The sequence below is a fragment of the Fibrobacterota bacterium genome, from assembly GCA_019509785.1.
In the GTDB taxonomy this organism is placed as follows: Bacteria; Fibrobacterota; Fibrobacteria; order UBA11236; family UBA11236; genus Chersky-265.
Genome location: JAEKLQ010000052.1, coordinates 20,157 through 40,008, shown reverse-complemented (window position 1 = coordinate 40,008; position 19,852 = coordinate 20,157). Strand labels below are relative to the sequence as shown.

Sequence of the window (19,852 nt, the reverse complement as noted above, 5' to 3'; positions counted from 1 at the left end):
TTGCTGGTCGTCATGCGGATCCACCCTACCAGCGGAAGCCGAGCTTGTTGAGCAGATCGATTTTTTCCTTATCGAGCTTCTTCAGCTTACGCTTGTGGCGCTGCGCGCTGCACCAGGAAATGAGCTTCTTGTCCTCGAGCGCGGCGGCCTCCAGGGTCGGCCACTTGGCGGGATTCCGCTTCTTGTAATCCCTCAGCATCTCGTAGTAACGCATCCAACCGAGGTTTTTCACGCTCCACTGGAAACCGATGCGGTTCAACTTGGACGCGCGATCCGGGTCCAGCTTGTCGGCCTTGTAGGCGCAGCGTTGCAGATGGCACCATAGCCCCAGCCGATTACCGGCGGGGAACTCTTCGCGGGCCTTGGGCCAACGCCCCGGATGCTTGGCGCGATACTCCTTCAAGGTCTGGAAATGGCTTTCCCAACTGTCGGGCAACACCAGCGGGAACCCCATCTTGAGGAGGATTTGCTGGCGATCCTTCCCGAGCTTCTTGCGGGCGTGGTTCTGGCGCTGCCGCCATACCCATAGGCCCAGGCGATTGCCTTTGGGGAATTCCTCGCGGGCGAAAGGCCACTCGCCGGGATGGGCCTTGCGGTAATCCTTCAAGTACTGGAATTGGCGCGTCCAGTGGGACTCCCGCTCATCCGGCTTTTCCCAAGGGAAATCCAATTTGTTCAGCAGCTTCACCCGGTTGGTTTCGAGCTTACTGCGGCCATGCAGATCGCGCTGGCGATGCGCCCATTGCCCCAGCCGATTGCCCTTGGGGAATTCCTCTAGGGTTGATGGCCAAGAATCGTTGTACTTCAGACGGTATCGCACCAGGTGGCCGTACTGGCGCACCCACTGCTCATCCCAACGGGTCGCGAAGCCGCCCATGGAAGCCCCTTTGCCGTTCTCGAACTTGTTGCTCAATGTCGTAGTCCCTGCTCGCTTGCGTGCTTGTGGTGAGTCCGGCCAGTCTGTGAACCGGAAGAGTCGCTCAGCCGATGCGTCGTCGCGGGAATCCGGGGCCTGGAATGCGATCCCAGCCCCCGCAACCTGTAGGCTACCCCTCGTAAGCCTCCCCGAATCGCGCATGATATTAATGAGTCAAAGTAAGCGAAATCGCGTTGCAAACCCACAGGGTCGCGCGGCACAATTTACCATGATTTTACCTTTTAAAATCGCGGTTCGGCGCGCGCTCGCGAAGACGCTTGCCGCGCCCTCAAAAAGCACCCGCCACATTCCGGCTTCGTGTCCTTTTTACTTGCGCTGGTTCTACACCGATATATGGTTTCCGTCTCCAAAACCATGCGCGTCGCGGCGTCGGCGTACCGTGCCTCGAAAACGGAAGGCCGCGTCAAAGCGAAGGCACTCAGGCGATCGGGTAACCGCTAAGCTACCCATGATGAATCTTCGCTATGGTTCGCGTAGGGAGGCGAGGTCGACCGTACCCACCACGGCGCCTTGCTCGGAGAAGTAGGTCTTGGTGACTTCGGAACCGTCCCGGTAGAGGATCTCCACTTGAGGCTCCCCGTTGGGGAAATACCCGGTATAGAGTCCGTTCATCACCTCGCGCCCGCCTTCCTGATAGACCCAATACCGCTCTTTGAGGAAGCCGTTGGGGTAGAAGGCCTGGCGCTGCTCGGGGACTTTGCAGGCGGATAGGCAAAGCAGGGCGGAAAAAGCCAGGGCCGCCAAGGCAAAGCGAACTGGCGGCGAAGTTCGGGTCTTTAGTCCAGGTCCGGCCATGCTCAAGATCATCCTAATCCCGTTCCGGGCCGTGCACCCGCCGATTCGGCCTGGACCCTTCCCTGATTCAGAACGTAAGGAATACCGGCAGGGAGGTATTGGTAACTTTGACACGGACGGAAAGGTAACTCTCCGGAGGAATCGGTAAAGTCCGAACCGTGTCTTCGACCGGGAATCCCGAGCGATAAAGCGATTGCCCTGGGCTCAGTGACTTCTTTTCCGGGTCTTGGAGGCACGGATGTTGAGGCTCTCCACCGCCATGGAGAAGAACATGGAGAAGTAGATGTATCCCTTCGGGATATGCACTCCCAAGCCTTCGGCGATGAGCGCGACCCCGACCAGGATCAGGAAGGATAGAGCCAGCATTTTAATGGTCGGGTATTCGGTCACGAAGCGGCTAATGGCATTGACGGCCAAGAGCATCAGGATCACGGCGAGCACGACTGCGGTCATCATTACGTACAAATTGTCTACCATGCCTACGGCCGTGATCACCGAGTCCAGCGAAAAGATGATGTCCAGGAACATGATCTGGATGATGACGCCCGCGAAGGCCCCTTTCCCGGGCCCCGGCTTCGTGGCCTTGCCCGCGATATCCTCCTCGTGCGTCATCTTCTCATGGATTTCCGTCGTGCTCTTGTAGAGCAGGAAAAGGCCGCCCAGGATGAGCACCAGATCCCGCCCGGATATTTCCCTTCCCGCGATCGCGAACAACGGATGCGTCAACTTGACGATCCACGCCAACGAGGCAAGCAACAACAAGCGGGTGATCAAGGCGGCGGCCAGGCCCAAACGGCGCGCATTGGGCTGCTGGGCGGCCGGCAGCTTTCCCGCCAGGATGGCGATGAACACGATGTTATCGATGCCGAGTACGATCTCCAAAAGGGTAAGCGTCAACAGGCTGATCCAGGTTTGCGGATTGGTGAGAGCGTGCATTCATCCTCCTGGCTCCGGTTTTGCTTTCAATACCGGAGTGCCTACGAAATCAAGGGATTCGTTCCATTCTGGAACCATCGCGGGCGCGCGCATGGTACGGATCAGGGCAAAATAATACTTTCGTTGGCGACAGGAGCATTCCATCATCATGAGCAAGCGCATCTTTTTACTGATCGCCACCAACATCCTGGTGGTCCTGACCCTCACCGTCATCCTGCATTTCACCGGCCTCAGCCGCTACCTCTCGGGCATGGGAGGCGGGTACGACGGCTTCTTTCTCACTTGCCTGGCTTGGGGGTTCGGAGGCGCCTTCCTGTCCTTGGGGCTATCCCGCATCATGGCCAAATTCGCCATGGGCGTGCAGGTGATCGATCCGGAGAACCCCGGGGAATTTTCCGGCCTGGTGGAAATGGTCCATCGCCTGGCGCGCGAAGCGGGCCTGCCCGCCTTGCCCGAGGTGGGAGTTTATCAAAGCCCGGAACTGAACGCCTTCGCCACCGGGCCTACCAAGCGGCGGGCCCTGGTGGCCGTCTCCACTGGGCTTCTGCAACGCATGGAGAGTGACGAGATCGAAGGCGTATTGGGTCATGAGATCACCCATATCGCGAACGGGGATATGGTGACCATGACCTTACTGCAAGGGGTGATCAACGCCTTCGTGATCTTTTTCTCGCGCATCCTCGCCGCCACCATCTCCGGTCGCGATCGCGACGGGGAGCGCTCGAGCGGAGGCAATTGGATGCTGGTGATGCTGCTCCAGACCGTACTCAGCTTCCTGGGCATGTTCGTGGTCGCATGGTTCTCGCGGCAGCGCGAGTTCCGCGCCGATGCCGGCGGAGCCGCCGTGGCGGGCCGCGGCAGGATGATGGGGGCCTTGCAGGCCCTGCAGCGCGCCTACGAGCGCCGGGTCGAGGATCCCCGCGGCGCCGCCCTGGCCACCCTGAAGATCTCCGGGCATGGCGGCCTGTTCGCGTTGCTCTCCACCCATCCTCCGCTCGAGGAACGTATCGCGCGCCTGCAAGCGGCCCAAGGTTAACGGATGGGGGCCATACTGAGGACCAGCCTCTTCACGCATAAATACGTGCCCGCCAAATCCCCGGGCCCGCGCGAGAGGGTCATGGTGGTTTTCCACGGCCTCGGCGATTCGCTGAACGGATTCACCTGGATGCCTTCCGCGCTGGGCCTGGACGGCTTGTCTTACCTGCTCGTGAACGCCCCGGACGACTATTTCGGGGGCTACAGCTGGTTCGATTTCACCGGAGGCGGCGCCGACATGGGCCCTGCCATCGCCGGCATCAAGCGTTCGCGTGGCCTTATCCAAGGGCTATTGGGAGAACTCGAGTCCCAGGGCATCGCCGCCGCCGATACCTTCCTGTTCGGCTTCAGCCAGGGCTGCCTGATGGCCTTGGACGCCGGACTGCGTTACGGGAAACGCTTGGGCGGAATCGTGGGCGTATCCGGATGGCTCGCCTTCCAGGAAGAGTATCCCGACGCCTTCTCGCCTGTCGCGCGGGAGCAGTCCTTCCTGGTAACCCACGGGTTACGGGATCCCTTGCTGCCTTACCGCGTCACCCAGACGCAATGCGCATTCCTGAAGGCGCAAGGCCTCCGGCTCGATTTCAAATCGTACCCGAAGGAGCATACCATGCTGCCGGAGGAAGTCGGGGACATCCGGGAGTGGATGGAAGAGCGGATAGGATAAGGGTTCAGGGTATAGGGTTCAGGGTACAGAGACTGGCCTGCAATCGACCCACCGGCGCGTAGCGCCGCCTATACCCTTCTTCACAGGTTTTGCGCGATGAACTGTTTCAATTCCCCGTAGCTCTGCAAGTTTCCGTACTGGGGGAATTCGTCCTTGATATTGGCCGGGGCGCGGAAGAAGGTCGCGGTATCGGCCTCGCGCAGCATGTGGATGTCGTTGTAGGAATCGCCCGCCGCCAGCACCCGGAAATTCAAACCCTTCATGGCGCGCACGGCGGAGGCCTTGGCATTCTCCTGCCGGAGGGTATACCGCAGCTTACCGCTCGCATCGTCATAGTCGATGTTGTGGCAGAACAAGCTGGGCCGGCCCAGCAGCTTCATGAAGTGGTCGGCGAATTCCGCGAAGGTATCGGACAGGATGATGAGCTGGTAGCGTTCACGGATCCAGTCCGTGAATTCGCGGGCGCCCTCGAAGAGGGATAGTTCGGCGATATGGCCCTGGATCATCTCCAAGGTCACACCGTGACGCGCGCAGATCTCGACGCGCCTGTCCATCAGCTCCCGGTAATCCTTCACGTCGCGCGTGGTGAGGTTGAGCTCCTTGATGCCGCTGCGCTTGGCAACGTGGATCCAAATCTCGGGGGTGAGAACCCCTTCCATGTCCAGGCAAACGATTTTCATGGGCTTCCCGCGCCGAAGAGATTACCGGATGGATTATAGATCGAACTCGCCGGGCGGGCGGGGGCCGGGCCCTGCGGGCGGCATGATGGGCCCGAAGGCGCGCTCGTACCGCGCCAGGTTTTCCTGCAGGGTAGCGATGAGGGACTTCGCGTGCATGGGCGTCATGATGATGCGGCTATGCACCTTGCCCTTGGGCGGCCCCGGCAACAGGCGCGCGAAATCGATTACGAACTCGGAAGGCGAATGCGAGACGAGCACCAGGTTGGAATAGATGCCCTCGGCCGCGGCTTCGGACAGCTCGATGTTGATCTGCTGTTGGGGAGGATTTTCGTCGAATTCGTTGGGCGCGACCATGGGGCTCCGGACGGCCGCCGATAGGCGGACCGGACCCAAATATAATCGGCCTACCCGGAAATGTCTCCAGGCCTCCGGTTTCCGGGACCCTTGCGGGCGTCCCGTCGTTCAGGCGAAGTAAAGGGCTTTCGGCCGCCGATCGTCTTCCAGGCTCAAGGCGCTCAAGTGCCCGCCGAAGGCCCGTCCGATGCCGGTGTCGATGCAATACATGCTGCCGTGGTACAAAGGCAGGATGCGCCCCGCTTGCTTCGGGACGATGCAGGCCGTGGGCGTATGCCCCACTACCATGCGTTGGCAGCCGTGGTAATCGAGTACCTCCTGCAATTCCTCCTCGCGCTCCGGGCCGGGATGCAGGATGTATTCCCGGTTCCATTGCGGGCCGTCCCCGCGGAGAGGCGCGCCGCCGTCAGGACGCTCCGCGGCGGCGGCGATGGCGGCGCGAACCAAGGCGTTCAGTTCCGGCAAGGGCAAAAGGCCATGGGCGCGGTTAAGCCCGCCGTGCACGAATAGGTGCCCGTTGAGGGCGACCGCGCTGGCATGCGCCAATAGCCAAGCGCCCATTCCCCCGCGCGGCGATAGCGCCATCTGGAACTCGCGCGCCCCTAGCATGTCGAGCCGCTTTCCGAATTTGGCGTCCAGATCGCTTCGATCCTCGCCGACGGCCGATGATCCGGATTCCGCGGACTCCGACCCGGGCCGGTCGGTTTCCCAATCCGCGGCGGCCACATCGCGGAATTCTTCCAAGGTGTTGTAACGCAGGATCCCCAGGAGCGCCAAGGCCTCGTGGTTTCCCAGCAGCAGATGCACGCGCGACCCCAGGGCGGGAGCCTCCGTTTCCAGGCGGCGTATCAGCTCGAAGATCTTCCCAGGCTCGCCGCCCCGCCCCAGAACGTCCCCCATCAGCACCAGATGGACGTCCCGCGCCACCCAACGGTCCTTCCCGTCGATAAGACCGGTATCCAGGAGGATACGCCGTAATCCGGCGTGGTTCCCGTGCAAATCGCCAATGGCCAGGATGCGGCCGGGGCCGGCGTATTCGCTTTGGGATTCTGGGGTTAATGGCATGGCGGCTCCGCCCCGGATGATAACGCGCGGCAATCGCTCCCTTCCACGAGATTCGCCCGGACCCGGCCGTTTTTTAATTTGTCTGGCCTTCCGGGGCGCTGCGGGCGGCGGCCGGGATCCCAGAACCTATATTTAGCGGCCCGGGAACAAAGGCGGCCTAAGTTGGAACGGATCAATGATGAATGCGGCGTGATGGGCGTTTTCGGCGGGCCGGAAGTGACCCGCCGGGTGGTGATGGGGCTGTATTCGCTCCAGCACCGCGGCCAGGAAAGCGTCGGCGTGGCCACTTCCAACGGCGAAAAGATCCACGCCCTCAAGCGCATGGGGCTCGTCACCGAACTCAACCGCGAGGAAAAGGAAATCCAGTCCATGACGGGGGTCGCCTCCATCGGCCACGTCCGCTATTCCACCACCGGCAATTCCAACATCAACAACGCGCAGCCCATGCTGGTCTCCACCAAGCGCGGCCCGTTGGCGGTGGCGCATAACGGGAACATCGTCAACGCCCCGGAGATCCGCAAGCGGATGGAAGAAGAAGGCAGCATCTTCCAAAGCACTTCGGATACCGAGATCATCCTCCATCTCATCGCGCGCTCGCAGAAGGTAAGCCTCATGGAGGCCATCTCCGACACGCTGGCCCAGCTCACCGGATCGTTCTGCCTGGTGTTCCTCACCAAGGACGAAATCTACGTCGCCCGCGACGGCTTCGGCATCCGGCCCCTGTGCCTGGGCCGCCTGGACAAGACCTGGGTGGTGGCTTCGGAGACTTGCGCGCTCGATTTGCTCGGGGCCAGCTACGTGCGCGACATCAAGCCCGGGGAATTGTGCCGCATCAACGACAACGGGCTGGAATCGTCCCAGTTCACGAGCAAGCCGCACAAGGCCCACTGCGTCTTCGAGTTCGTCTACTTCGCGCGCCCGGATTCCCGCATCTTCGAGGAAAGCTGCGACAAGATCCGCCGCAAGATCGGCAAGGCCCTGGCCAAGGAGCATCCCGTTACCGCCGACGTCGTGATCTCCGTCCCGGATTCGAGCAACACCGCCGCCATCGGTTACGCCCAGGAGGCGAGCATCCCTTTCGACATCGGCCTCTTGCGGAACCACTACGTGGGCCGTACCTTCATCGATCCTTCGCAGAACGTGCGCGAGCAGAAGGTGAAGCTGAAGTTCAACACCATTGCCGGCGTGCTCAAGAACAAACGGGTGGTTCTGGTGGACGATTCCATCGTGCGCGGGACGACCCTCAAGTTCCTGACCCGTATGCTGCGCGACGCCGGAGCCAAGGAAGTGCACATCCGCATCAGCTCGCCGCCGGTGGTGAACCCCTGCTTCTACGGGATGGACTTCCCCTCCAAGACCGAGCTCATCGCCAGCAACCTCACCAAGGAAGAGACCCGCAAGCTGCTGGGCGCCGATAGCCTGGAATACCTGAGCAGCAAGGGCCTCTTGGGCACGGCGCCGGGTGGGCCGGAGAATTATTGCGCCGCCTGCTTCACCGGCAACTACCCGGAAGACATCCCCGCGGGCAGCACCAAGTTCCGTTGCGATTGAGGCCTGGCCCCTGGGATCCCCTTCGGGAAGCCCGCGTCATTGGTAACCCGGGACCCTTCTCTTACCTTCCCATGACAAAACCAGTCCCGCGAAAGCGATAGATTATAGCCTGGCCGCGGGATCTTTACCCGGGAACCCGGGCCGCCCCGTTCCCCTGCGGGGCCCTGAATCGGCGGAAACCCTCCCCCCGGGTTTCGCCCTCCCGGCGGCGCGCTGGTCCCCCCTGGCGCGCCGCTTTCATTTCCATGACCCGCTTCCCACGCCCACCGAGGCGCCCCTCACCCGAGCTGCGAGCGGATGGCCTCCTCCTGGAGGATGACCAAGTCACGGCCTTTGGGCTTGAGCAAGCCTTCCCGCTCCCAGGCGGCCAAGGTGCGCGAGACCGATTCCCGCGTCGTCCCCGCCATCTCGGCCAGGTACTTCTGGGTGGGCCTTTCCCGGATCACCACGCGCATGCCGCCCTCGTCCATCCGGCGCAGGCCTTTTTCATCCATCAAGGTGAGCAAGGCCCCCGCCACGCGGGACCGCATGGAGCGGTAGGATAAGCCCGCCACGCGGCGGTTGCTCTGGCGCAGGCGGCGGTTCATCTCGATCAGGAGGGCCAGGCAAATGCGCGGGCAATCGGCCATCACGCGTCGGAAGTCCTCCCGGCGCAGCAGCATCAAGCGCGAGGGACGCACGGCGCGGGCGGTGGCCGCGCGCGGCGATTCGTCGATCAGGGACATCTCCCCGAAGAACTCCCCTGGTTGCAAGGTCGCGAGCACCGACTCCTTGCCTTCGCCGGTTTCCAGCACCACGGCCACTTCCCCTTCCGCGACGATGAAGAAAGGCCCGCCCGACGGGTCGTCGGCATGCACGATGGGGGAGCCGGCCGGGTAGGAGCGCTCCAGCAGGGCCGCGGCCAAGCGTCGCGATTCCTCCTCGGAAAGCACGGAGAACAAGTCCACCGTTTCCAGGGCCGCCAGGCGGCGGTCGGCGGCGGGGGCAGAAACTGTCGTAGCGGTCATGGGATCCTCCCGGTTGATGGTGACAGGGAAGCTAAGTTCCCAAGTGAGCCAGATGCATGATTCCGATCACAAGCGAAGGGAGGAATCGGGTGAGGACGGTCACGGCGCTTCCCGGAGGGGTAACCCGGGTGGGCGACAATTCTAGCGGGGGCAACAACGTGGGCGGGCCATGATCGAATCAATGCGTGGGGGGGTAAAAAAAGAACCCCCGCGGTTGCAGGGGTTCTGGATGCTTCCCCCCGGGGGAGGAAGAAGGGTGGTGGTCGCTGAAGGATTTGAACCTTCGACCCCATCGATGTGAACGATGTACTCTAACCAGCTGAGCTAAGCGACCCGGACGGGGAAATATAATTCACGGCCCGGGGAAGCTCAATGGAAAGCCGGGCCTCATTCGCCGTATCCGCGGTAGCCCACCCGGCCGTTGCCGGCCAGGGCGCGGGCTTGGTCCACCAAGGTCGCGAATTCCGCGCGGCGGCCTTGCGTATCCCGTCCGCGCGCGCCGTTGGCCATGGCCGCCACCTTATCGAAGTCAAGGTCCCCGCGGAAGCGGGATCCGCGCAGCACCAGCCCGAAGCCGGCGGCCGCCGCCGCGAAACGGAAGTCCTCCGAAGCGTCTTGCCAGGCCGCGTCGTTCCCTTTAAGGCTGCGGCTGATCAGTTTGCTGGTAGAGCCGCCGGGTTGCTTGTAACGGAACTTGACCGTCAGCAGCTCGGCGTCGCGGGCCTTGCCCCATCCCCAATTCCAACCGGATCCGCCTTTGTCCTGGTATTTGAGGGGATCGACCTTGGGGCGGGCCGGGGCGGCGGGAACGATTTCATAGAGGGCGGTGACGCTCGCGCCCGCCCCCAACTCGCCGGCATCCTTGCGATCATCGTTGAAATCCTCCGCCGCCAGGGCGCGGTTCTCGTAGCCGATCAAGCGATAAGAACTCACGGCGGCGGGATTGAACTCGACTTGCAGCTTCACGTCCTTGGCGATGGCGAACAGCGTTCCCGCCAGCTTTTCCACCAACACCTTACGGGCCTCGTTGATGTTGTCGACGTAGTAGTAGTTGCCGTCGCCCTTGTCGGCGAGTTGCTCCATCTTCGCGTCCTTGTAATTGCCGGTCCCGAAGCCTAGCACCGACAGGAAAACGCCCTTGCCCCGTTCCGATTCGATGAGCCGGATCAGGTCGGCATCGTTGGATACGCCCACGTTGAAATCCCCGTCCGTCGCCAGGATCACGCGATTGTTCCCGCCGCGGATGAACGCGTTCTGGGCGGCCTGGTAGGCCATGCGCAGGCCCGCGCCTCCCGCCGTCGATCCGCCCGCCTCCAAGCGATCGAGGGCCTCGCGGATCGACTCCTTGTCCGAACCCGGGGTCGGAGGAAGCACCATGCCGGCGGCCCCGGCATAGACCACGATGGAGACCTTATCTTGGGGGCGGAGTTGATCGATGAGCATGCGGAAGCCGTCCTTGAGGAGCGGCAGCTTTTCGGGAGTATTCATCGAGCCGGAAACATCGATGAGGAAGACCAAATTGTTGGGCGGCAAACGCGAGGCTTCCATGCGCCGCCCCTGCAGGCCGATGCGGACCAACTTGGTCGATGCGTTCCAGGGGGTCGAGGCGATTTCGGTGGAGATGGAGAACGGATCGGAACCGGTGGGCTGCGGGTAATCGTAATCGAAATAGTTCACGAATTCCTCGATGCGCACGGCGTCGGCGGGCGGCAGCTGCCCTTCCTGGATGAAGCGTCGCGTGTTGGAGTAGGATGCTCCGTCCACGTCGATGGAAAACGTGGATAACGGATTGCTACGCGATTCCAGGAAGGGGTTCTCATAGATGGCGGCATACTCTTCGCTGTTCGGCGTCGGAGACGCTTCGGCGGGAACGGTAGGCTCGGGGTAGCAGCGCGCGCAACGTTCGGCGTCGCGGTATTCCTTCCGGGAAGGGGCCTGCAGGCTTCGCGGCGCCGGGGCCGCCGGGATTACCGGCAGGCTATAGGCGTCAGCCGATCCTTCCGGAAAGTCTCGCCTGCCCCCGATCCGCGTATTGGAGAGCGCCGAGGGAGGAACCAGGGCCGCCTTTTTTCCCGCGGGTTGCGGGGCGTTCAGCTTAAGGGCGCCGGCGGGCGCGGCGGCCACGGTTTCGGAAACGGGAGCGGCATCGGAAGCCGTAGTCGAGGACAGTGGCACGATTTTCACGGCTTCGGGCTCGGCCCGCTTCAAGGTGCAAGCGGAGAGCAGGACGGCGGCTAGTGAAAGGCAGGCGGCGTGTCGGTTCATAGGCGTTCTCCTCGTTGCGGGGACCCGGAGCGGTCCCCGGCGGCGATGGCCGCGGGTTCGGGCTTTAAGACCGGAGCCCGCGGGAAAAGTTCCCGACGAATCGCGAAAAAAAATATTGCCCCGGTCCGGTGGCGGAAAAGAGAGCCGAGGGCCGAGGAATGATTGGGGATTTTGGGGTCAATCAGGGGACAGGAAGACGAAGCCGTAAGCGGACGGCGATGCTGTCGGTCCGCGCGGCCGGGGGCTCGCCTTGCAGGATCAAGGTCCCGTAACGCGAGAGGTACGGGACCAGCCCGCGCAGCATGGGGGCGGGCACGATCAGGAAGTATTGGCGCAGTCCCCGATCCCCGCTTCCGGCTTCGTAGCGGATGCCCATGGACCGTAGCCCGGCAAGGATGGCGGCGCTATCCCCTGGAAATTTGAGGGTCAAGGCACATCCGAAAGGGGAAACGGCGGCTTCGTCATCGGCGCGAACGGCCTTTTTTTCCGCGGGGCGCGGCTGTGCTTTCGCGGCGGCAAGCGGGGACGTGGCTTTCCCGCGCTCAGGCGTGGACGCGACTCCCTCCCCCGCCCCGGCCTGCATGCGGTCAGCCGCCGCTTCGGTCGGAGCGGGGACATTTCCCGGAACATTGGCGGCCTGGCCGCCTTGGCCGGGCGCGGCCACAAGCGCTGGCTCCGAGGCCGGCGGCTGAGCCGGCGCGGCCTCCTCGGATGGAAATCGCTCTCTCCTTCCCCCGATGCGCGTTTGGTTCGGGCGGGAAAGGTCCATCGGCACTTTGCGAGCGACGGGGGCGGGGGGACGGAGCGGCGCCGGGGCGGCCTGAGGGGCCCTGGGAAGGTCGGCCATGGGGGCGGCATCCCGACTCGTCGCGGACAACGGAACCAAACGGTTTTGGTCCGGCCCGCCATGCCTTAAGTAAACCGTGATCGCCGTAACGCCCAAAATCAATCCGACGGCGATGGGCGTGGGAACCACCCGAATCGCCGCCGAAAGATCGGACCAGAGGCGTCTCCATGGGGAAGCGCTTTGCGGCAGGCGGGCGCGCACCTTGGCCAGGAAATCGGCCGGCGCAGGCACGGGTTCGAGCCCTCCGAGCTCGCGGAAATAAGCCTGGGCGGCGGCAAGGCCGCGGCGGCAATCGGCGCAGCCCGCGAGGTGCGCGTCCGCGGCCGCGCGGCGGGGCCCGTCCAACAGGCCTTCCGCGTAATCGCTTAAGGCTTCGACGTCGAGGTGCTTATCCATGGTTCTTCGCAATCCAGGCAGCCGCCAAAAGCAGCAAAGGCAATAGCATATCCTTGAGCCATTCGCGCAGCTGCCCCCGCCCGCGGTTGAGACGCGATTTCAGCGTGCCGGGATTGAGTCCGGTCGCCGCGGCGATTTCCTCGTACGATCGGCCTTCCACGTCCCGCAAGACCACCAATTCCCGCTGATCGTCCGGCAAGCGGGCGATGGCGGATTCGATGCGCACCCGCCGGGTCTTGGCGTCCAGGACCTGGGAGGGCGACGGGGAAGAGGCTTCCGTCGACGCGCCGGCTTCGTCCGAATCGATAGCGATGGTCCGCCGCGACTCCCGCCAGGAACGCGAATCCAGCTTGTTCTTGCACACGTTCACGGCGATCCGGTACATCCAGGTCGAGAACTTGGCTTCCATACGGAAGTCCCGCAAACCGCGGTACCCGCGCACGAAGGACTCCTGGGCCGCGTCCTCCGCCTCCGCGTCGTCGCCGGACAGGAGGCGCAGGCATAGGCCGTAAACGCGATCTTTGTGCTTGAGTACCAGGCGGTTGAAACCCAGTTCGCGGCCCGCCTGGAATTCCCGGATCCATGCATTGTCCTCCGCCTCGGCCGGCTCGGGGCCGGATGGCGCGCCCGTCCCGAGGCTTTCCCCGTTTCCCGGGGACAAGGTCATGGGATTATGCCCATAACGGGTTTAGACATGGCATCCGCGGAAAAGTTCCCGGGGCCCGCGGACCGCGGGAAAAGGACCGCGCGGGGGGCGCGCGGGAACCGGCGCGCGGGAGGCGCCGGCCGCAAGGCTCACAAGGGATCCCCGGCCTTGGACCAATAGAAACGGTTTACCCCGAGGGCCAGGGACTGGAGTTGCTTGGGATCCATGCCCAGGGACTTGGCGGCGGCATGCAGGGAGGCGGTTTGCAGATCCAGGGTGAGGAACCGGGATTTGTCTACCCGGCCCGAGCCCGCGCCGAGCAAGGCTTGGGACTCGTCCCAGCGTTCGGCCGAAAGGCCGCTGGTGCTATCGAACAGGGCGGCGACGGCTTTGAGATCAGCCTTGGTCGGGCGATGCGCTTTTTCGCCCGGTAGGGAAATGGAATCGAGCCCGCGGCCGGAGGGTATCCCGCCGGTTACGGTCACCTTGCCCCCGCGCATTTCGGCCACGCCCACCCATTCGCTGGCCTCGGCCATGGCCGAATCCTCGGCGATGAAAACGGAGATCCAATCGGCCTTCGGGAAGGAACGGCGCAGGGCCTTGAGGGCCCCGTAGCCGGTGGGCGAAACCTGATCCGGCTTTATCCCGTATGGCGTCACCGCGACGGCTATCACGGGACGGCCGCCTTTATCGTCCCCGCGGACCTCGATATGCGTGCCTTGGACGTAGCCGTTCAGTTTCTCCGCCGGGAACAGATCTTGGGCCGCTTTGGCGGCGACCGCGCCGTTTTTCATGGTGCGGAAAACACCCAGGCCCAGTCCGGCGAGAATGCCCAGTATCCCCAGGATCCATATCTTCTTATCCACGATTCCTCCGTTACGATATCAAGGTAACCGGGCCGAATCCGCCGGCCCGTCTCTAACGATCTTCCGGCTGCTCCGGATCGCGCTCCGAGGGAGCGTTCTCCTCGCGTTCGCGTTCCATCAGCTCTTCCCAAAGGGCATCCACCTGGTCGTGCAGGTATTCCTTGGTGGTCTCGTTCTTGATAACGAAATCCGCGTATTGCAGCTTGGCTTCTTCCGGGATTTGGCTGTCGATGCGGCGCATGGCCTCCTCGGAGGTGAGGCCGCTGCGCTCCATCAGGCGGGCGAGCCGCACCTTGACCGAGGCCGAAACCAGCACCAGGTAATCCACCTCGGTAGCGAAGCCCAGCTCCACGATGAGGGCGGCATCCAGCACCACCCGGTTCATGACGCGCATGGAGGAGCGCATGCGCTCCCGGATGGCCGCGATAAGGGCGGGATGGACGATGCGGTTCAGGGCGGCCATGGCTTCGGGGCGGCCGAACACCAGGCTGCCGAGCTTGCCGCGGTTAAGGCTCCCGTTGGTCCATACCACGTCTTGCCCGAACTCCGCGGCGATTTGCTGCACCAGGGCGCGATCGTAGCCGTATAGCTCATGGGCCACGGCGTCCGCATCGACGAGGGCGCAACCTTTCTGCTGTAAAAGGCGCGCGGTCTCGGATTTTCCGCTGGCGATATTCCCGGTCACCCCGAGAATCAATCGGCTCATGGCTCCTCCACGGGGGTCGGACGAAGCGAACGCGAATGGGGAATGCAGGCCAAACGGAACGTCCTCGCTGCCGCGGCCCTAAGGCATCCGCGGCGAGCGGGAAAATCTAGCAAGGATTCGGCGGGACGGCCTTCGGCCTAATTGTCCCCTTAAGTTAGGGATTCTAAATCGTCGAGGCGCAGTAGAGCAGGACCTGCGACTTCAGATCCTCCGCCGGGAGGGACGCGTCGAAAGCGTAGCTTCCCAGTTTCCGGAATCGTCCTTCCGCCAGGATCGTCTCGGTGGTTTTCGGGGATTGGCTCTCCGATTCCCCCGGGAGGAACGCTTCGATGGCGCTACGCCCGAGGAAAACCAGGCCCAAGCCCCCCAAGGCGCACGGAATCACCGCGGCGCCGCCGGTGACCACCTTGCTCCCCGCCTGGACGAACAAGCCATCCCCATGAACCTTATCGGCATCCTCGCCCGCGGCCTGCACGAAGAGGCAGGCTCCCGCGCACATGGCCACGCCAATCCCGAGATCGCGACCGGCCTTGGAATGCTGCATGGATCCGCTATGGCTTTCCGCGTAAAGGATCGGTCCCTGCCGGGGCCCGTCCTTCGCGGCTTCCACGTACACTTGCCCGGGAAACTCCTTGCTCATCGCCTGGAGCAGGCTCGCTTTGATGGCTTTGTCATCGGCGTCGACCAAGGCGAAATGCCGTCCCGATCCGTCGGCGGCCTCGACTTGAGTTACGGTCACCTTTCCCGGGACCGGGTTTCCGCCTTCCGCATGGCAGAAGGCGGCGCAGGCCAGGGAGAGGAAGAAAAAGATGCGGTTTTTCCGGTTCATAATTCGCTCCTTGTGGGTTCATTGCGCTCGAAGGCATCGTAGCCCGTTTGCACGGGGCCGTCGGCCGCCTGCTGGCGGGCGCGGTAGTTTTCCTGCTGGGCCGAATGGTAGGCTCCCCGGATCCCTCCCGCGTACCATCCGGCTCCCAACGCCCCGGCCGTGGCGGCGATGGCGTAGTTGCGATGGAGGACGGCTTCGGAAACGGTCCAGAAGAAAAGGCCGTTGATGAGGAAGGACGCGAATCCGGCGCCGGGCCGACCCGCATAGGCATAACCCGCTCCCGGAATCACCGCCGACAGCATGCCGGCCAAGGCAGGCTTTTTACGCGGCAACGCGTCGACGGCCGCGGGAAGGGCGCGCAGGCCCTCAGCCGCCTTGCCGTAATCGGGGCCCGAGAGCGGGGCTGTGGCGGCGGTGAGATCATGCATGCGCTGTAGGCGGGCCAGGTCCAGGCAGCGGAGCAATTGTACGCGCGCGAAGTCCGGGTCCTCGGGACGGGAGGCGCGCAAGCGTAGCACGGACAGGGAGCGTTCATATTCGCCCGCATCGAAGAGGGCGGCCGCTTCCTCCGCGTAAAGATCCTTTCCTAACGAGGCCAAGCCCGGCTCGTGGGCCAACACGAACCGGTGCAAGCGTCCCAACCCCCGGTAGTCGCCGCGGTGGCGCAGGCAACGGGACATTCCCCGCAACGCCGCCTCCCGGCCCTGCGGATCGGCCGCTGATGCGTAGGCCCGGGCATAGACGGCGAATGCGTCCGAGGGGAAATCCAGGCCTTCCAGCCAGCCGGGGAGAGCGGCTTCGCCCGCGGGCGCCGAGGCGGCCGCCGGGGAAGCGGGCGGAACGATGGCTTCCTCCAAGGCCGGGGGCGCGGAAACGGGATCGTAAGACAGGCGCTGGCCGCCCACATAACGCGCCGGATACGTACCGGCATCCTGGGTGCATCGCATCAGGCGGTCCATGGTGGCCAGGTAGGCATCCACCGGATTGAGGCTGGCGAAGGCGAGCTTGGCGTATTGCGAGCAGGACGGATGCATGCCGCAGCGACTGCCCCGGGCGGGGGACACGAAATCCTGGTACAGATCCAGCACGGCATTGCGGCCGGTCCCGTAGGCTTCGCCGGTTTCCTCGGCGGCCGAGGCGGTCCGGAAAGGGAAAACGGCCAGCGCCAGGGCCAATGGGAGGACCCGCGTAGGCAAGGAATAGCGCGAAAGGCGCAAAATACCCTCGAAAAACGGAAGTGTTCGGAAAGAATCGGGTCCGGGTCGGAAGGTAAGTAATAGCAGGTTGCCTGGAAAGGCAGCACCCTTATCACAGAGGCAACCCGGAGGAGCGCTCCGGTCAAGGACCAGCGGTTATGGTGCCCCTGGGGGGCTAGCTATGCGCTTCCAACCAATTGAACGCCCTGCCGAAGCTCACCACCAGGGGCACTTCCAACCGCATGGCGCCTTCCATGTCCCGCTTGATAAGCGCGGAGGCGGCGTCCAAGTCCTTCTCAGCCACTTCGAAGACCAATTCATCATGTACTTGCAACAGCATGTCGCAGTCGAGGTCGGAATCGGAAAGGTCCTTATGAACCCGGATCATGGCCAGCTTGATGAGATCGGCGGCGCTGCCCTGGATGGGGGTGTTCGCCGCGATGCGTTCGGCGTTCTCACGCAACATGCGGTTCTCGGAATGCAGATCGGGCAGGTAGCGGCGGCGGCCCGAAAGGGTTTCCACGTATCCCGATTGCCGGCCCTTGTTCACCGTATCGGTGATGTACTGATCCACCTTGGTAAAGGCGCCGAAGTAATTCTCGATGAAGCGGGCGGCTTCGGCGCGGGGGATGCGGAGCTGGTTGGCCAGGCGATGCGCGCCCATGCCGTAAAGCACCCCGAAGTTCACCACCTTGGCGTTACGCCGCATGTCCGCGGTCACCTTGTCTTCCGTAACCCCGTAAAGGCTGGCGGCGGTGCGGGCGTGGATGTCCAACCCCCGCTGGTAGGCGTCGCGAAGCGCGGGATCGCCAGACAGATGGGCCAAGAGGCGTAGCTCGATCTGGGAGTAATCGGCGCAAAGCAAAAGACGGCCGGGCGCGGAGGCGGTGAAGCACTTGCGGACGGCCTGCCCCAGTTCCGTGCGGATGGGGATATTCTGCAGGTTCGGATTGATGCTGGATAGGCGTCCGGTCGCGGCGATGACCTGGGAATAATTGGTGTGCACGCGATGGGTCTTGGGATGCACCAGCTGCGGCAGCGCCTCCACGTAGGTGCTTTGCAGCTTGGTGCACTCGCGATGGTCCAGCAGCATGGAGATGATCGGATGCTCGCCCTCCAGGCGGCCCAGCACGTCGGCATCGGTCGAAAATCCGGTCTTGGTCTTCTTGCCCGACTTGAGCCCCAGCTTCTCGAAAAGGATCACCTGCAATTGCTGGGGCGAACCGATGTTGAACTCCTCCCCCGCAGCCGCATGGATCTCCTTCTCGAGGCGGTGGATCTCCGTATCCAACTTTCCCGAGAGCACGTTGAGGGTCTCCACGTCCAGGGTGATGCCCTTTCCCTCCATCGCCTCTAGCACGGGGGTAAGGGCCATCTCCTCGTCGAAGTAGAGATCGATCTGGCCCTTCTCGCGCAATTCCTTTTCGTAATACTCCCACAGACGGAAAGTGATGTCGGCGTCCTCGGCCCCGTACTTGCAGGCGTCGGCGATGGCGGTCTCGGAAAAGTTCTTCTGCTTTTGGCCGCGCGCGGCCTTGCCGATCAGCGCTTCAATGGGGATCATCTCGTGGCCGAACAGGCGCAGGGAGAGATCGTCAAGGGATAGATTGCGCTCGCCGGGATTGGCTAGGTGGGCGGCCACCAAGGTGTCGGCCAGACGGCGCTCGGGCGTGCCCGGCCAGGCGAAATCGGCCGCCAGCAATCCGTTCCGCCGCAGGATGGGCATGTCGTACTTGGAATTATGGAAGAGCAGCAGCTTGGTCGGCTCCGCGAAGATGGGAGCGAGAACGTCCTTCACCAGGGCCAGGGGCAGGTTGCGGCCTTCCACGTGGCCGACGGGCAGGTAATAGCCCGCATGGGCTTCGATGGACAGGCACAGACCCACCAAGGCGGCGACCTTATTGTCCAAATCGGTGGTCTCGGTATCGACCGCGATGCGGCCGGCGGCCTCCAGGCGCTTGGCCAGGGCCGTCAGGGCTTCCGGCGTATCGACGAGTTCATAGCGGGCCTCCGGCTCGGGCCGCTCCTCGGGATAATCGGCCGCGGCTTCGGCGACTTCCTGCGCGATGGCGGCCGCGGGCGCGGTGCCGGGAGCGGTGGCGAGGTTGGGCAGATCCAGGGCGGCTTGGCCGGCAGTGGCGGACTTTGCGGCGGTCGCCCCGCCCGGTACCAAGCGGACCAGCGATTTCAATTCCCATTCCATCAGGTAAGCGGTGGTGGCTTCCGCGTTCACCCCTTGGTAGCGAAGATCCTCCAAGGCCACCGGCGACTTCACGTCGCAATCCAGGGTCACCAGCTTCTTCGAGAGGAACGCGTTCTCGCGGCCCGCTTTCAAGTTCTCGCGCAGGCCCTTCTTGGAGATGTTCTCCACGTTCTCGTAGATGCGCTCCAAGGTGCCGTAGGTTTCCAGCAATTCCACCGCGGTCTTGGGGCCCACCTTGGCCACGCCCGGCACGTTGTCCGACGCGTCGCCGATAAGCGACAGGTAATCCACGATCCGTTCGGGCGGCACGCCCATCTTTTCCTTCACCTGCTCGGCGCCGACGATCATGGAATCCTGCTTGGCCTTGCCCAGCTCGAAGAGGAACACGCGATCGTCCACCAATTGCATCATGTCCTTATCGCGGGTGACGATATAGGTCTTGATGCCGCGCTCGCGCGCGGTGCAGGCCAAGGCGGCCATCAAATCATCGGCCTCGTAGCCGGCCAGGGCCACGGTGCGGAGCCCGCTTTTCGCCACGAAGTCGTCGATCAGGGGCAACTGGCTGATGAGCGAATCGGGCATGGGCTTGCGATGCGCCTTGTATTCCTTGTAAAGCTCGTGACGGAAGGTGGGCTTGGGAAGATCGCGGACGTAGGCCAGATAGGTCGGCTTGCATTCGGCGATGAGGCGCAAGCTATGCGATGCGAAGCCGAATAGGGCGGAGGTTTCCTGGGAGCCCTTCTTAAGCGGATTGTTGATGAAGGCGAAGAAGGACCGGTAGGCCAGCGCCATCACGTCGATGAGGTATAGCGATTCCATGCGGGCCCCGGTGGAGTTGCGATCCCATATGCCCGGCGCGCCGGGCTCTGGT

Annotated in this window: 18 protein-coding genes and 1 tRNA gene; 3 read left to right on the top strand and 16 right to left on the bottom strand. The window is 63.5% G+C overall.

Annotated elements, in window-relative coordinates:
* Positions 1-25: 25 nt before the first annotated feature.
* From JF616_15705 to JF616_15695, 3 genes are all read right to left on the bottom strand, one after another.
* On the bottom strand, positions 26-913 hold the full coding sequence (locus JF616_15705; protein ID MBW8889199.1) for a helicase associated domain-containing protein: 888 nt from the start codon (positions 911-913) through the stop codon (positions 26-28).
* Between the two features lie 486 nt (positions 914-1,399).
* On the bottom strand, positions 1,400-1,732 hold the full coding sequence (locus JF616_15700) for a hypothetical protein (GenBank protein ID MBW8889198.1): 333 nt from the start codon (positions 1,730-1,732) through the stop codon (positions 1,400-1,402).
* Between the two features lie 204 nt (positions 1,733-1,936).
* The gene (locus JF616_15695) at positions 1,937-2,668 is read right to left on the bottom strand and encodes a TerC family protein (protein MBW8889197.1); all 732 of its coding nucleotides are present in this window, start codon (positions 2,666-2,668) and stop codon (positions 1,937-1,939) included.
* A gap of 145 nt (positions 2,669-2,813) precedes the next feature.
* On the opposite strand from JF616_15695, the gene htpX reads away from it, so the two are divergent.
* Together htpX and JF616_15685 are read left to right on the top strand one after the other, a co-directional pair.
* Entirely contained in the window at positions 2,814-3,704 is an 891-nt protein-coding gene (gene htpX / locus JF616_15690) for a protease HtpX (protein MBW8889196.1), read from the top strand.
* A gap of 3 nt (positions 3,705-3,707) precedes the next feature.
* Positions 3,708-4,370: a hypothetical protein gene (locus JF616_15685; GenBank protein ID MBW8889195.1), complete on the top strand. Its 663-nt coding sequence runs from the start codon at positions 3,708-3,710 to the stop codon at positions 4,368-4,370.
* An 80-nt stretch (positions 4,371-4,450) separates the two neighbouring features.
* Here JF616_15685 and thrH read toward each other — a convergent pair whose 3' ends face one another.
* The 3 genes from thrH to JF616_15670 all read right to left on the bottom strand — a co-directional run bounded on the left by thrH (position 4,451) and on the right by JF616_15670 (position 6,469).
* Complete coding sequence (gene thrH / locus JF616_15680) at positions 4,451-5,050, bottom strand: bifunctional phosphoserine phosphatase/homoserine phosphotransferase ThrH (GenBank protein MBW8889194.1); 600 nt, start codon at positions 5,048-5,050, stop codon at positions 4,451-4,453.
* 33 nt (positions 5,051-5,083) lie between these two features.
* Entirely contained in the window at positions 5,084-5,404 is a 321-nt protein-coding gene (locus JF616_15675; protein MBW8889193.1) for a DUF3467 domain-containing protein, read from the bottom strand.
* A gap of 108 nt (positions 5,405-5,512) precedes the next feature.
* A complete protein-coding gene (locus tag JF616_15670) occupies positions 5,513-6,469 on the bottom strand; it encodes a metallophosphoesterase (protein MBW8889192.1) in 957 nt (318 codons plus the stop codon).
* A 192-nt stretch (positions 6,470-6,661) separates the two neighbouring features.
* On the opposite strand from JF616_15670, the gene JF616_15665 reads away from it, so the two are divergent.
* Entirely contained in the window at positions 6,662-8,020 is a 1,359-nt protein-coding gene (locus JF616_15665) for an amidophosphoribosyltransferase (protein ID MBW8889191.1), read from the top strand.
* A gap of 278 nt (positions 8,021-8,298) precedes the next feature.
* Here JF616_15665 and JF616_15660 read toward each other — a convergent pair whose 3' ends face one another.
* The 10 genes from JF616_15660 to polA all read right to left on the bottom strand — a co-directional run bounded on the left by JF616_15660 (position 8,299) and on the right by polA (position 19,800).
* On the bottom strand, positions 8,299-9,027 hold the full coding sequence (locus tag JF616_15660; protein ID MBW8889190.1) for a Crp/Fnr family transcriptional regulator: 729 nt from the start codon (positions 9,025-9,027) through the stop codon (positions 8,299-8,301).
* A 257-nt stretch (positions 9,028-9,284) separates the two neighbouring features.
* A tRNA-Val gene (locus tag JF616_15655) sits at positions 9,285-9,361 on the bottom strand.
* A 53-nt stretch (positions 9,362-9,414) separates the two neighbouring features.
* The gene (locus JF616_15650) at positions 9,415-11,292 is read right to left on the bottom strand and encodes a von Willebrand factor type A domain-containing protein (protein MBW8889189.1); all 1,878 of its coding nucleotides are present in this window, start codon (positions 11,290-11,292) and stop codon (positions 9,415-9,417) included.
* Between the two features lie 181 nt (positions 11,293-11,473).
* Positions 11,474-12,535 carry a zf-HC2 domain-containing protein gene (locus JF616_15645; GenBank protein ID MBW8889188.1) on the bottom strand — a complete coding sequence of 354 codons (1,062 nt, stop codon included), beginning with the start codon at positions 12,533-12,535 and terminating at the stop codon, positions 11,474-11,476.
* Positions 12,528-13,202: a sigma-70 family RNA polymerase sigma factor gene (locus tag JF616_15640; GenBank protein MBW8889187.1), complete on the bottom strand. Its 675-nt coding sequence runs from the start codon at positions 13,200-13,202 to the stop codon at positions 12,528-12,530. Before JF616_15640 ends, JF616_15645 begins: the two co-directional genes overlap by 8 nt.
* 128 nt (positions 13,203-13,330) lie before the next feature.
* Positions 13,331-14,047 (bottom strand): hypothetical protein, encoded by a 717-nt coding sequence (locus JF616_15635; protein ID MBW8889186.1) that lies wholly within the window; start codon positions 14,045-14,047, stop codon positions 13,331-13,333.
* Between the two features lie 52 nt (positions 14,048-14,099).
* On the bottom strand, positions 14,100-14,753 hold the full coding sequence (locus JF616_15630) for a dephospho-CoA kinase (GenBank protein ID MBW8889185.1): 654 nt from the start codon (positions 14,751-14,753) through the stop codon (positions 14,100-14,102).
* A 163-nt stretch (positions 14,754-14,916) separates the two neighbouring features.
* Positions 14,917-15,582: a hypothetical protein gene (locus tag JF616_15625; protein ID MBW8889184.1), complete on the bottom strand. Its 666-nt coding sequence runs from the start codon at positions 15,580-15,582 to the stop codon at positions 14,917-14,919.
* A complete protein-coding gene (gene yidD / locus JF616_15620) occupies positions 15,579-16,799 on the bottom strand; it encodes a membrane protein insertion efficiency factor YidD (protein ID MBW8889183.1) in 1,221 nt (406 codons plus the stop codon). The genes JF616_15625 and yidD overlap by 4 nt, the downstream gene beginning before the upstream one ends.
* 154 nt (positions 16,800-16,953) lie before the next feature.
* Positions 16,954-19,800: a DNA polymerase I gene (gene polA, locus JF616_15615; protein ID MBW8889182.1), complete on the bottom strand. Its 2,847-nt coding sequence runs from the start codon at positions 19,798-19,800 to the stop codon at positions 16,954-16,956.
* Positions 19,801-19,852: the final 52 nt, after the last annotated feature.